Raw genomic sequence first — 13,942 nt, 5'->3', positions numbered from 1 at the left:
CTTTCATCATAGCCGAAAAATGATTAACCAAATAAACCTCGTACTCTGTCATCGAAAGCGGACAATGCCGCTTTCGCTCCTTCTCCCATCGCTATGATTATTTGTTTATAAGGAACGGTTGAAACATCTCCTGCAGCATAAATGCCCGGAACGCTTGTCCGGCAATGTGCATCGATAATGATTTCTCCCGGCTTGTTTGTATCTACGATTTCTTTGAATGGCCCGCTGTTTGCGGCAAGACCGATTTGTACGAATATGCCATCTAATTCGATAGTCCGTTCGGCTTCCGTTTTACGGTCTTTTATACGTAATCCGGTAACTTTCTCTCCGTTTCCCATCACTTCAATGGATTGGGTATGCAGGAATATCTCGACATTCGAAAGGCTTTTTGCTTTCTCCTGTAAAACTTTATCCGCTTTCAGTTCGTCCATAAATTCGAGGACAGTTACTTTAGAACAGATACCGGCAAGGTCGATTGCCGCTTCGATTCCGGAATTTCCTCCTCCGACTACAGCTACATGCTTTCCTTTATAAAAAGGACCGTCACAGTGAGGACAAAAAGCAACACCTCGACCGATATACTCGGTTTCTCCCGGAACATTCAGTTTTCGCCAGCTTGCACCGGTTGCGATAATAACGGCAGGAGCCGAGAATTTTTCACCATTGGCCGTTGTCAATAGTTTGTCTATTCCGTTAATTTCCACCTTTTCTATCCGGCGATGCTCCAGCATGTCGATTGTATAGTCGTTCATATGAGTCCGTAAATCATCGGCAAGCTTAGTACCTGTAGTTTGCGGAACCGAAATAAGGTTCTCTATGCCTACGGTTTCTTTAACCTGTCCGCCTATCCGCTCCGCTACAACGCCTACTTTCAATCCTTTACGTGCAGAATAAATAGCTGCAGATGAGCCTGCGGGACCTCCGCCTATCACTAATACGTCGTAATCCTTTACCTTTGTATCCCCGGCATTTTCATTCAGGCCATACGCTTCTTCCAGCTTGGATAGAAGTTCTCCGAAATCACTGCGTCCTACATGAATCAGCTTGCCGTCAGCAAATACGGAAGGGACTCCCTGCACCTTCATCTCTTCAACCTCTTTCTGGTTGATAGCTCCGTCTACTGTTTCATGTGTAATCCCGCTGTTTAAAGTAGTCATGGCATTTAATGCCTGCACTACGTCCGGACAGTTGGTACACGTCAGGGAAACATAGGTAGTCAGATGGATAGGACCTTTCAGGGATTTGACACGGTTCTGTATGCTTTCATCCGGAATATTTTTACCTTTTCCGTCGCTGTTGAGGATGGCAAGCAATAAAGATGTAAACTCATGTCCGTTAGGAACGGCACGGAATTTAATACCGGTGGGCTTTCCGTCTTTTACCAGCGTGAATTGCAATCCTTCTCCATCGTTTACCTGGCAGGATATTTTATCGGAACAAGAAGCTACATCATTTAGCAATTCCAATAATTCATCCTTGCTTTCATGTTGAGGTGAAACCCGGATATCAAAGGTATAGTTACCAGCCAGACCGGAAAATATTCCGGCAAGCTGGTTTTTCATTGCTACATCCAACATATTGTTTCAGTTAGATTTTACCAACCAAATCAATGCTTGGTTTCAATGTTGCATCCCCTTTCTTCCATTTGGCAGGGCAAACTTCGTTCGGATGGGAAGCTACGAACTGTGCAGCTTCAACCTTGCGTAACAATTCGTCTGCATTACGTCCGATACCGTTGTCGTGGATTTCGGCAATTTTTATTTTGCCTTCCGGGTTTACAACGAATGTACCGCGGTAAGCCATGCCATCTTCTTCAATCATTACTCCGAATGCACGGCTCAATACACCTGTAGGGTCTGCAAGCATCGGATATTTGATTTTACGGATTGTTTCGGAAGCATCATGCCATGCTTTGTGTACGAAGTGGGAGTCTGTACTTACAGAATAGATTTCAACACCCATTTCCTGGAATTTAGCATATTTGTCTGCCATGTCCACTAATTCTGTCGGGCATACAAATGTGAAGTCTGCCGGATAGAAGAAGAAGATGGCCCATTTGCCTTTGATATCTTCGCTGCTTACTGTTTTGAAACTACCGTTCTGATATGCTTGAACTTTAAACTCGGGTACTTGTGAATTAATAATCGGTTCCATAGATTTTTACCATTAAATTTGTTATACTTATTTTTTGTTTCACTGCAAAGTTATGACGTAACTGGCTGATTGAAAGAATTTTTCAAATTGAAAAAATTTATCTGCCGATAGATGGCGTCTGTTTTTATTCTTTTCTTTCGGTATAAACAATTAATCTGCAGGAGTTGTTTCGCAGGCGTTCTCTTTACAGCAGGTATTGTCTGTTTCAAACTCCAGTGTAGCGTGTCCGATTCCTGAGGAATGGAGCCTTTCTTTTATTTCTTGTTTGATGGATTCCATCATCAAGGCATTGTTTATGAATACGTGGGCGGTAAGTGCCGTTTCGGTGGTACTGATAGCCCATATATGAAGATGATGCACATTTTTTACACCGGAAACCGAATTGATTAATCGGGCAACTTCTTCAGGATTTGTTCCGGAAGGTACACCATCGAGAGAGAGACGGATACTGTCCCGCAATAATCCCCATGTGGAATAAACAATAATAACGGCAATGATTAATCCGATGACCGGGTCTACGATATACCAACCGGTACGGGCTATCAGAAGCCCGGAAGCAACAACTCCGATTGAAACTAACGCATCTGCCGCCATGTGCAAATAGGCTCCTTTCACATTCAGGTCTTTGTCCTTGTCCTTCATGAAAAGCCATGCTGTTATCCCGTTTATTACGACTCCGATGCCTGCCACCCAGGCAATGGCATCACCGGCTACCGGTTGGGGATGAAATAGTTTACTGATACTTTCTGCAATAATAATACCGACAGCAACCAATAGGATGACGGCGTTTAATAAGGATACCAATACAGTACTTTTTTTGTAACCGTAGGTATAACTTGATGTTGGATGTACTTTTGCCAGCCGGAATGCAAGCATGGCAAGGACTAAACTCGCTACGTCTCCCAGGTTATGACCGGCATCCGAAAGCAGTCCGAGAGAATTAAACCAGAAACCGGCTATAAATTCTGCAATAACAAATATCAGGTTTAATGTAATACCTATAATAAATGCCTTGTTCAGAGAACTAATCTCGTGGTGATGATGATCGTGATGTTCATGACTGTGTATTTCCATATTTATTTAGTTTTTATAATAACATCTCAATACTTGTTTCAGTTGACAGTTCACAAGTAACAGTCGGCAGTCAGGCTTTGCATTCATAGAAGAATAGGAGGAGCTGTCTGCTGTGGCTTGTTAACTAAAAAATAAAAAGAGCTATCCTTCACAGGAGACTCTTTTTATGTACGGAAATAACCAATAAAAATTTTCCGTAAAGTGTTATCATCTTATATGCTTACTATAATTAGCACAGGTTTTGATATAGCGATTATACTAATAGTGTTATGTCTTCTTTTAATGACATTGCAAAGTTAGCCCTTCATATAAAAGCTCACAATACCTATTGGTGAGTAAAAAGAATGGCATTTCTACCTACTAATTGTGATTTTCTTATGAAAAAGCATTAAAGTGACCGTTGTTGCCAATGTTTGACCTTTGTAAGACAATCTTCAAGCTCTTCTTAAACGACAGTTTTACCTGTCTCAAATAAAAAATCTTTTTATATCTTTGGGAAAAAGAAATGATGTAACCATGAATTTAATAAAAAAACTCTATAATAAGACTGAGATACAAATCACTTCATTTGAAACGAACCGGGGAATTACCGAATATCATTTACTTCTTCAGCAGGTAGAGTGTATGGATGATTTTCATACGCAACTGCAATCCATACAGGAAGCCTATAGTGCTTGTGTCATGGAGCTTTCGGGGAATCCAAGTTGTCTGTTCCGCCGTTATTTTTTAAGTGATGTAACGAACCAGACGGAAGAGTTGATGGAGCGGGAGAGGTTACAGCCTTATTGCGCTTTATCCATCGTACAACAAGCTCCAATGAATGGAACAAAGATTGCACTTTGGGCATGGTTGCAGACAGGTGTACAGACCCGAGTGTTATCCAGCGGCTTGTTTGAAGCCGGTCATGGCAATTACCGTCAAATTATTGGAGCAAATCTTTGTAATAAGGCTGCCAATTCAGAATACCAGACACGTCTTATTTTCCGGGATTATATTATGCAGCTCATGAGTGCTGGATGTACTTTGGCTGCAAATTGTTTGCGTACCTGGATATTCGTACAAAATGTGGATGTGAATTATCCCGGAGTAGTGAAAGCACGTAAAGAAGTATTCGCTACACAAAACCTGAAGGAAGATACTCATTATATTGCAAGTACAGGAATCGAAGGGCGGCATGTCGATCCGATGGTTTTCGTAACAATGGATACGTATGCGGTATATGGAATAGTCCCAGAACAAGTTTGTTACCTCTATGCTCCGACTCATTTAAATAAAACGTATGAATATGGTGTGACGTTTGAACGAGGCGTTGCTGTTACTTATGGAGATCGTCGGCATATCTTTATTTCAGGTACAGCCAGTATCGACAACCATGGAGATATTGTTTATCCCGGTGATGTGATTCGACAGGCCGGACGTATGATCGAGAATATAACCTCCTTGTTGCAAGAAGCGAACGCTACCCTCGATGATATTATGCAAGCGATTATTTATGTACGTGATACAGCAGATTATGCACGGATAAAACAATTTATGATTACTAATTATCCGGAAATGCCTTATTTGATTGTCCGCGCTCCGGTCTGCCGTACGGGTTGGCTGGTTGAAATTGAGTGCATGGCAGTAACGAAGGAAGGGAATGAGGCTTTTGCTGTGTTGTAAGAATGTTGAGCTTTGTTGTTTTATCTATGTGTATGCTTATTAGTGTTGTAGGTCCGTTTTTTATAGAGGTATATCTCTTGCATTCATTTTAATATGAATGTTTTGAAGATAAAGTATTGTTATTGTATATTAATAATGGTTTATTGTTTGTGTATCCATAAAACTGCAATGTTGTTGTTCTTGAATTGAAATGAACGGTTGGTGTTTTTGATATTCAAATTGCATGGGCTTTTCACAAATGTAGTATTGAGCTATGAACTTGATGCTTAGTTGTTAACGTAATTAAAATGGCGTTTTTTTTTAATAGATAAATAAATCTATTTTTGTAGAGAAATAGATAACCCTAATTAATATAGCCCAAGTAAAAATTATGTTGTTGTGTAACCAATGATCCATTATAAGGAGATCGTTTGTAAAAGACAAAAAGCTATTGTAACAAAGATGAATATATTTCAATGAAATAAACTAAATCAATAAATAATCTAATAAACTTTATGTAATAATAAAGAATGTGATGAATTTATTTGTAACCACTCCACATTCTTAATACGATTCTTAATTGCATCCGATGGGTGGGGATGTTTTTTTAACCATATGAGAAATAAGAAAACAACTTTCATTTTGACACTTCTTAGTGCAGTATTGCTGTTCACTGGGTGTCATAAGAGATTAGATGAACGGCTATCTGATCTGGAACAATTCAATGCTGATTATTATACTTCAGCAGACTTCCACAATTTGTTGACAAAATTTTCTGCATCTTATGTTGCAGGAGTGCGGGATAGTTTAAGTACGCAAAGTTCCGACATTTCTGTGCTACATGGAAAACATTCAGTACTAAAAGAACAATCAGATGCCACGCAGACTCTTTTAAATACTACTATTGGAAGACATGAAAGTTTACAGACAGAAGTCGTTAAGGCACAAGCTGATATACAGGAAGGACAACAGAAACAAGCAGCTTTGGAAGCTGAAATAGTCCAGGCACAGGCTGACATACAGGAAACAATCCGGAAATACGGAGAGTTAAGTGAGGAAGTGGAACAGGCAAAAACTGATTTAGCAAATCTGGTTCAAATGCATGAGACTCTGGATAATGAGGTGAAACAAGCTCAGACAAGAGCCGATTCGGCTGTAGCAGCATGTGACGCTCTGAAGGTTGAAGTTGCAGCTATAAAAGAAGTTGCAGATAATGCGCTTAAAGAAGTTCAACGAGTTGAGACTGAATTGAATAGCAAATTATCTTCATTGGAAAGCTCTGTATTGGCACTTCAACAAAATATGGTTATCACATCTGTTCAGACAGATGCAAAGAATAATTATATAATTAAATATAAAGAGGGAAAAGATGCAGAAGAAAAAACGATAAACGTTGCTAATTCTGAGAATCTCAATTTCAGCAAGGTCCAGCTTGTTGATAAAGATAATTTGGCTTATACTTTTACAATCACAAATGATGGTCAGACCGAGACATTTACTCTTCCGGCAGCACGTGATTTTATCACAAGTATCGTTGTTGTGAGCAGCACTTATAAAGATGCTGTGACGAATAAACCGGCTATGAATATCGTTTTGAATACATCGAACGGGACTTCTTTGAGTGGTGTGACACAGACATCTTTCCATTTGATTAAGGGACAAACAAAATCTACTGCGATAGAGGATTTTACTGATGTGAAGATTTATAGTATAGAGCGGGTAACAGACAGTAAAGTTCCTAATGAATTTGTTTTAGTCTTTGATAATATATCACAGAATTATTCAGGCTTGCATCTGTTATGGAGCCCGGGAACTAGCGGTGAGGTTAAAGTATTGTCTCCTGCATTTAGTTTATCTACAGTATCATCCATTTGATTTTAAGGGTATATGAATAATAATAAAACTTTTGTTATGATGCTATTGGGAATAGTATTACTATTTACAGGGTGTCATAAAAGATTGGATGAACGGATCTCTAATCTGGAACAACATAATGCAGCTCTTTATACTTCAGAGGAATTTCACGATTTGTTAGTTGATTTTTCAGCATCCTATCTAACAGGGGTACGCGATAGTTTAAATGCCCAGAATTCTGAAGTTTCGACCTTACAGGGACATTATGTGATATTAAAGGCTCAGTCTGATGCAACACAAACTCTTTTGGATGAAACTGTTGAAAGACACGAAAACTTGAAGGGAGAGGTGGCAAAAGCACAGGCGGACATATTGAGCGGGCAACAAAAGCAAGCCGCATTGGAAGTGGAAATGGCTCAAGCCCAGATAGACTTGCAAGATGCAATAGAAAAGCATGGTGCTTTAAGTAAAGAGGCAGAACAGCTAAATTCTGATATACAAGGCATGAAGAATAAGTATGATGCTTTGGCCGTAGATATTGAAAATGCCCAGAAAAAGGCGAATTCTGTTATATCGGATTGTGCAGCCATGGAGACTGAAATAGTTGCAATAAAAGCGACTGCAGATAAGGCCTCTTCAGAAACAAAACGAGTTGAGACAGAGTTGAATAGTAAATTGTCTGCCTTGGAAAGTTCGGTATTGGCTCTTCAACAAAACATGGTCATTACTTCTGTCCAAACAGATGCTAAAGGTCATTATATCATTAAATATAAAGAAGGAAAAGACGGAGAAGAGAAAACAATCAATGTTGCAAATTCTCAAAATCTTAATTTTAGTAAAGTAAATCTCAAACAGGATAATTTGGCATATACGTTTACTATAATTAATAATGGTAATACTGAATCGTTTACAATTCCTGCACTGCGTGACTTTATCACAAGTATTGTAATAGTAAGTGATACTTATGTGGATAATGCGACAAAGAAGCCTGCAATTAATATTGTTTTAAATACAGCTAATGGAGTCTCGTTAGATGGTGTTGTCGCTTCATCTTTCTATTTGACCAAAGGACAAACCAAATCTTCTGTGATCGATGATTTTGATGATGTGAAGATTTTTAGCATAGAACGGGTAACTGATAGTAAAGTTCCTAATGAATTTATTGTTGCATTTGATAATATATCGCAGGATTATACAGGATTACATATATTGTGGAATCCAAATAAAACAGACGCAGTAAAAGTATTATCTCCTGCATTTGATTTATCGAATATTCCCGTGGTAACCAGCTTTTATTTGTTAGTGGACCCGTCTACTAGTCTTACTGATGGTGTGTTGATTAGAGAAAAACATGATCATAGTGGCTCAGGATGTAGTAATATAGCTTTTTCAAGTACGTCTGTCACTTACTATGCGGGATTGAAGCCTGATGTAAATACAGTTCTTGCTGCAAATAAGATAGAAAAGGTAGAAGTTGAAGTCCTCAAATTAAAGAGTAGTATTGTTGATACAGATGAAACTAAGGCAAAAGACCTTTCTTTTTGGGTCGCTTATGATGTGAAAAGACCTGATTTAGATGGAGAAGTCGGTTTTGACGGGACAGGCTTAATACATGAAAAAGGTTTTAAATATGATTATTACAATGGTAACGCTGTGGATTATAATGTTGATAAAGCAACCTATGGTAAAATACTTGGTGGTTATCCATCCAACTTTGATGCAAAAAATACGGTAGCTACAGGCTTTTCTGTTTCTTACGATAGTTCGGATAAAAGAAAATTTACTATTAGGAAAGCAAATCCGGAACAAGGATTATATGGTGTGATTATATGGGTAAAACGTGTTGATGGAGTGTATGCCCGTGGTATAGGATATATTTGGATTGCATAAAAAAGGAATCATCTCTTTAATATGTGAAGGAATCATCAGGCAGTTCTGGTTATGAACTGTTCGGTGATTCCTTTTTATATATATCGCAGGCATTTTATTCTGCAACCTGTATTGTCGTAAAAAAGTCGTATCTTTGACAGATTCAAAACCCTGAAAAAGAGAGGCGGAATCTATGTACAAAATAGAAAAATATAAAGAAACTGATAAAATGAGTGACCTGATAGGCGAAAACTATCCGATGGTGCTTGTAATGAGCCGTTTCGGTATAGCTTTAGGCTTCGGGGAAAAGAATATAGGGGAAGTTTGCAGGCTGAACGGAGTGGACACTCATACTTTTTTAACTGTGGTGAATTTCCTGACAGGGGATAGTATGGTTCCGGTATCAGAGATAGATAAAGGATTGTCTGTTGAATCGTTGATTACCTACCTGCATAATGCCCATGATTATTTTTTGAATTTCCGTTTACCCCATATCCGCCGTAAACTGGTGGAAGCTATAGAAGAATGTCCGAAGGATGTGGCTTTTGTTATCACCCGTTTTTTTGATGAATACGCGGAAGAGGTAAACAAGCATATGTCTTATGAGGAAAAAACTGTATTTCCTTATGTACGCGGACTATTGGATGGGGTGAAGGATGCGAGGTATAATATTACGATTTTCCGTAAGCGGCATGACCAGATAGAAATGAAAATAACCGAGTTGAAGAATATCCTGCTGAAGTATTATCCGGGTCCCGGAAGCAATTTGTTGAATAGTGTATTGTTTGATATTTTTGCAACAGAACAGGATTTGGCATCTCATAACCATGTAGAGGATTATTTGTTTGTTCCGGTTATCTTGGCGCTTGAAAAATCTTTGAAGTAATGTTATGAGTAACCATTTAAAAATAGTGATTGCAGAACCATCCGCCATTTTGCGTTGTGGGCTGGAAATAATTTTGAAGAAACTGTCCGGTTTTCATCTCAATTTGACAGAAGTGATGTCTGCGGATTTGTTGGTGGAGACATTGCGGGCTGTAAATCCGGATATTCTTATTATTAATCCTGCTATGCCGGGCTATTTCGCCTTGGAGCATATTAAGGAAGAAGCCGGATGCCCGGATATGAAATGTGTGGCATTCGTGTATTCTGTGGCAGACCAGGCATTGCTTAAGTCGTATGACGAACAATTCAGTATTTACGATAGCCCCGATGAAATCAAACATAAGCTGGAATTGCTTAATAAGAAAAATGAAGGGGAGAATGGAGATAATGAAGAACAACAAACATTAAGCACCCGTGAAAAAGAGATTGTTGTTTGTGTGGTGAAGGGCATGACCAACCGGGAGATTGCCGACCGTTTATTCCTTTCTACACATACGGTTATTACCCATCGGCGAAATATTGCCAGAAAACTACAGATTCATAGTGCCAGTGGTTTAACCGTATATGCTATTGTGAATAAGTTAGTGGAGCTGAGTGATATTAAGACTTCCTGAGGACTTAATATTAATTCCGTTTTCTCTTTCTTTAGTCTTTATTTAAGTGTTGACCATGACTCGTTGTGTAATGGAATTATAGTATTATAAAAACTTTGTTGAAATGAATAACAAAACATGTAAGTTAGCCGCTTTAGGGGTATTAACTACTCTACTTAGTGCCTGTGCACCAAAAAACGCTGTTGAAACGTATGTTCCTGCAGCAGAAAATAATCTCCGCGCTCCTGCGGTACCATTAGTTACGATCGACCCGTATACCAGTGCCTGGTCGTTCACCGATAAGTTGAATGACGAGACAATTCGTCATTGGACCGGAAAGAATTTCCCTCTCCTTGGAGGAATACGTGTAGATGGAAAATCTTATCGTTTTATGGGCATGGAAGATTTTGATGTATCTCCGATTATACAAACTGCTGCCGCTGGGGCTTGGGAAGGACTTTATACGGAAAGCCAGCCTGCTGCGGATTGGATGGCAGTCGATTTCAATCCCCAAGGCTGGAAAACAGGGAAAGCCGGCTTCGGAACAACGGATAATCCCAATTATTCTACCCCATGGAAAACCGATGATATTTGGGTCCGCCGTACATTCGACTGGCCTGAAGGAATGGAAAAAGAATCGCTCGTGCTTCAATATTCACATGATGATAATATTGAAGTATATCTGAATGGCGCTTTGATAGCTGTTACAGGAAATGGTCTGGACTATGATTTGCTGAAAGAGATACCAGATGAAATCGCCAGGAATATAAAACCGACAGGAAATGTCCTGGCTGCCCATTGTCATAACAATGGAGGAGGTGCCTATGTGGATTTGGGACTTGTAAAGAAAGTGGAACGTCCTAACTCATTTAACGAACGTGCCATACAGAAGCGTGTAAATGTGATGCCAACACAAACATTCTATACTTTTGAATGTGGTGGCGTGCAATTGGATTTAATTTTTACGGCTCCTTTCCTGATGGATGATTTGGAAGCTCTGACTTCTCCTTATAATTATATAACTTATCAGGTTCGTGCATTGGATGGAAAAGAACACGATGTACAGGTCTATCTGGAAGCTACTCCGCAATGGGCTGTAAATTCGACAGACCAACCGGTTTCATTTGAAATGATAGAAGAAAACGGAATGTGTTACCTGAAGACCGGAACAGAAGAGCAACCCGTATTGGCAAAAACCGGTGATGATATTCGGATAGACTGGGGATATTTCTATCTTGCCTCTGAAAAATCACCTCGTGTTTCATTAGCGATTGATGAATATTCAGCAGCCAAAAAAGACTTTATGGCAACCGGCATGGTTTCCGGAAAAGCCGAAAATGTATCTTCTGACATGCAAAAACAAATGACCGTATTGGCATATGCGGATAATTTAGGGAAGGTGTCTCAAAATACGGTGGCCGGACATTTGATGGTTGGTTATGATGATATCTACTCTATCCAGTATTTCGGTGATAACCGTATGCCTTATTGGAAACATGACGGGCAGGTGGATATTTACCAGGCATTTGAAAACGGAGCCCGTTTATATCCGGAAATAGTGAAACGTTGTGGCGATTTTGATGCTGCTTTGATGCGGGATGCTACAGCAGCCGGAGGAAAGAAATATGCCGAACTTTGTGCCCTTGCATATCGTCAGGCAATTGCTGCACATAAGCTTGTAACAGATAAAGACGGTACGCTTCTTTTCTTTTCAAAAGAAAACTTCAGTAACGGTTCGATTGGTACGGTAGATATTACTTATCCGTCTGCACCTATGTTCTTATGTTATAATCCGGAGTTGTTGAAAGGGATGTTGAATCCGATTTTCTATTACAGTGAAAGCGGAAAATGGACTAAACCGTTTGCTGCTCATGATGTCGGTACGTATCCGAAAGCTAACGGACAAACCTATGGTGGCGATATGCCGGTAGAAGAAAGTGGAAATATGTTGATTCTTACGGCTGCAATTTCCGAAATAGAAGGAAATGCCGAGTATGCCGCTAAACATTGGGATGTCCTGACTGTTTGGGCTGATTATTTGTTAAAAGAAGGATTAGACCCGGAAAACCAGTTATGTACAGACGACTTTGCCGGTCATTTCGCCCACAATGCAAATCTTTCTATTAAAGCGATTATGGGTATTGCCGGTTATGGAAAGATGGCAGACATGTTAGGAAAGAAAGAGATAGCAGAACGTTATCTGAATGCAGCAAAAGAAATGGCAAACAAATGGGTGGATATGGCTGCTGATGGTGACCACTATCGTTTGACATTTGATAAATCGGGAACATGGAGCCAGAAATACAACCTGGTTTGGGACCGTTTGCTGGGATTCAATATATTCCCTGCTGAAGTAGCTACAAAGGAAATGGCTTATTATCAGACAAAACAGAATAAATACGGTTTACCTCTGGATAATCGTGAAGACTATACGAAATCAGACTGGATTCTGTGGACAGCTTGTCTGACCGGTTCTTCGGCTGATTTTGAAGCACTGATGCTTCCGGTATGGGATTATGCCAATGTAACGACATCACGTGTCCCGTTGAGTGACTGGCATTTCACTTCTACTGCATCCCAGCGTGGATTCCAGGCACGTTCTGTTGTAGGAGGTTATTTTATGAAGATGCTTGAAAATAAATATAAACATTAAAAATTAGCTATTTATGAAACAAATCGGAAAATCCGTCATGCTGGCTCTTGCCCTGGCAAGTTTGCCACTGTTCTCTTGTGTAATGAAGAACAAGGACAAACAAGCAGAAACGGTAACCTTTTCCAATCCACTTCCGGTTCAGTTCGGCGACCCTTATGTCTTACTGGCTTCTGATGGTATATATTATATGTATGGAACCGGTGGTGGAGCCGTCGACGGCTTTTGTGCCTATTCTTCTCCGGACTTGGTGAATTGGAAACCGGAAGGCCAGGTATATCGTGGTAATATCGAGGGTTCGTGGGGTGTAGCCAATTTCTGGGCTCCCGAGGTATACGAACGTAACGGTAAATTCTATATGTTGTTTAGTGCCGACTGGAAGGAAAACCCAACAAATGAATTGGAAAATTTCCGTATAGGGGTGGCTGTTGCCGATAAACCGACAGGCCCTTTTAAAGAACTTTCTTCCGGACCTTTGTTTGACCCGGGCTATCCGGTAATCGACGGGAACTTGGTTGATGACGGAAATGGACATACCTATATGTATTATTCCCGTTGTTGCTATAAGAATCCGGTAGAGAGCGAGATTGCGGAACAGGCAAGAAAAGCAGGCATGTTTGATGAGATAGAAGAAAGTTGGATTTATGCGATTGAAGTGAAGCCGGATTTGACAGGAGTAATTGGCGAACCTGTCCTGGTACTTCGTCCGCCTGTAAAATTGGATGACAAGCAGGCTGAATGGGAAAGCCGTTCTGTAACCTCTGGCGAAGTGAACCGCCGCTGGACAGAAGGTCCTTATACCTTCAAGAAAGGGGATACATATTATATGATGTATTCGGCGAACTATTTCGGAGGAAAGAATTATGCTGTCGGCTATGCTACGGCAAAGAATCCGCTCGGTCCGTTTACCAAATCGGCAGATAATCCGGTTCTTGAGAAGAATGTGGAGAAGGGAGGTATTGTTACAGGTACCGGTCACAACAGTATTACCTGGTCGAAAGACGGCAAGCAAATGTATTGTGTATATCATGGACGTACAGAAAAGACAGGTGAAGAACGTGTCGTTTTCATTGACAAAATGGGAGTTGACGAGAATGGTAAACTGTATGTCGAAGGACCAACAACAGCACAATAATAACTTGTTTTTCTAAGTATAGTGTTTCGTTTTCAAAGCATATATGTTTTGCGAAAGGGGGGTAGGTGGCTATCTCTGTTATCATAA

10 protein-coding genes are annotated in these 13,942 nt (G+C 40.0%); 7 read left to right on the top strand and 3 right to left on the bottom strand.

From position 1 onward, the window contains the following. Window positions 1–23: 23 nt before the first annotated feature. The 3 genes from ahpF to ACGE0T_RS17105 all read right to left on the bottom strand — a co-directional run bounded on the left by ahpF (window position 24) and on the right by ACGE0T_RS17105 (window position 3,228). Window positions 24–1,577, bottom strand: coding sequence for an alkyl hydroperoxide reductase subunit F (gene ahpF, locus ACGE0T_RS17115; RefSeq protein ID WP_459187789.1), 1,554 nt, complete (start codon window positions 1,575–1,577; stop codon window positions 24–26). 10 nt (window positions 1,578–1,587) lie between these two features. Next, entirely contained in the window at window positions 1,588–2,154 is a 567-nt protein-coding gene (ahpC, locus tag ACGE0T_RS17110) for an alkyl hydroperoxide reductase subunit C (protein ID WP_459187788.1), read from the bottom strand. Between the two features lie 150 nt (window positions 2,155–2,304). After that, entirely contained in the window at window positions 2,305–3,228 is a 924-nt protein-coding gene (locus ACGE0T_RS17105) for a cation diffusion facilitator family transporter (protein ID WP_459187787.1), read from the bottom strand. Between the two features lie 516 nt (window positions 3,229–3,744). Between ACGE0T_RS17105 and ACGE0T_RS17100 the strand changes: the two genes are divergently transcribed. From ACGE0T_RS17100 to ACGE0T_RS17070, 7 genes are all read left to right on the top strand, one after another. Further along, the gene (locus tag ACGE0T_RS17100) at window positions 3,745–4,890 is read left to right on the top strand and encodes a Rid family hydrolase (RefSeq protein ID WP_459187786.1); all 1,146 of its coding nucleotides are present in this window, start codon (window positions 3,745–3,747) and stop codon (window positions 4,888–4,890) included. Window positions 4,891–5,484: 594 nt separating this feature from the next. Then, on the top strand, window positions 5,485–6,744 hold the full coding sequence (locus ACGE0T_RS17095) for a coiled-coil domain-containing protein (RefSeq protein WP_459187785.1): 1,260 nt from the start codon (window positions 5,485–5,487) through the stop codon (window positions 6,742–6,744). Window positions 6,745–6,756: 12 nt separating this feature from the next. After that, complete coding sequence (locus tag ACGE0T_RS17090; protein ID WP_459187784.1) at window positions 6,757–8,613, top strand: hypothetical protein; 1,857 nt, start codon at window positions 6,757–6,759, stop codon at window positions 8,611–8,613. A gap of 172 nt (window positions 8,614–8,785) precedes the next feature. Continuing rightward, the gene (locus tag ACGE0T_RS17085) at window positions 8,786–9,478 is read left to right on the top strand and encodes a hemerythrin domain-containing protein (protein ID WP_459187783.1); all 693 of its coding nucleotides are present in this window, start codon (window positions 8,786–8,788) and stop codon (window positions 9,476–9,478) included. Window positions 9,479–9,482: 4 nt separating this feature from the next. Then, the gene (locus ACGE0T_RS17080; protein ID WP_459187782.1) at window positions 9,483–10,091 is read left to right on the top strand and encodes a response regulator transcription factor; all 609 of its coding nucleotides are present in this window, start codon (window positions 9,483–9,485) and stop codon (window positions 10,089–10,091) included. Window positions 10,092–10,194: 103 nt separating this feature from the next. After that, window positions 10,195–12,723 carry a glutaminase domain-containing protein gene (locus tag ACGE0T_RS17075; RefSeq protein WP_459187781.1) on the top strand — a complete coding sequence of 843 codons (2,529 nt, stop codon included), beginning with the start codon at window positions 10,195–10,197 and terminating at the stop codon, window positions 12,721–12,723. Between the two features lie 82 nt (window positions 12,724–12,805). Beyond that, entirely contained in the window at window positions 12,806–13,855 is a 1,050-nt protein-coding gene (locus tag ACGE0T_RS17070) for a glycoside hydrolase family 43 protein (RefSeq protein WP_459190502.1), read from the top strand. The last annotated feature ends 87 nt before the right edge of the window (window positions 13,856–13,942 follow it).

Source organism: Parabacteroides sp. APC149_11_2_Y6, from assembly GCF_054506995.1.
This window is presented reverse-complemented; position numbering and strand designations above follow the sequence as displayed.

Bases quoted from the DNA above. Each gene is read 5' to 3' on its own strand.
- ahpF (WP_459187789.1), bottom strand. From the start codon at position 1,577: ATGTTGGATGTAGCAATGAAAAACCAGCTTGCCGGAATATTTTCCGGT.
- ACGE0T_RS17095 (WP_459187785.1), top strand. From the start codon at position 5,485: ATGAGAAATAAGAAAACAACTTTCATTTTGACACTTCTTAGTGCAGTA.
- ACGE0T_RS17075 (WP_459187781.1), top strand. From the start codon at position 10,195: ATGAATAACAAAACATGTAAGTTAGCCGCTTTAGGGGTATTAACTACT.
- ACGE0T_RS17090 (WP_459187784.1), top strand. From the start codon at position 6,757: ATGAATAATAATAAAACTTTTGTTATGATGCTATTGGGAATAGTATTA.
- ahpC (WP_459187788.1), bottom strand. From the start codon at position 2,154: ATGGAACCGATTATTAATTCACAAGTACCCGAGTTTAAAGTTCAAGCA.
- ACGE0T_RS17100 (WP_459187786.1), top strand. From the start codon at position 3,745: ATGAATTTAATAAAAAAACTCTATAATAAGACTGAGATACAAATCACT.
- ACGE0T_RS17070 (WP_459190502.1), top strand. From the start codon at position 12,806: ATGAAGAACAAGGACAAACAAGCAGAAACGGTAACCTTTTCCAATCCA.
- ACGE0T_RS17080 (WP_459187782.1), top strand. From the start codon at position 9,483: ATGAGTAACCATTTAAAAATAGTGATTGCAGAACCATCCGCCATTTTG.
- ACGE0T_RS17085 (WP_459187783.1), top strand. From the start codon at position 8,786: ATGTACAAAATAGAAAAATATAAAGAAACTGATAAAATGAGTGACCTG.
- ACGE0T_RS17105 (WP_459187787.1), bottom strand. From the start codon at position 3,228: ATGGAAATACACAGTCATGAACATCACGATCATCATCACCACGAGATT.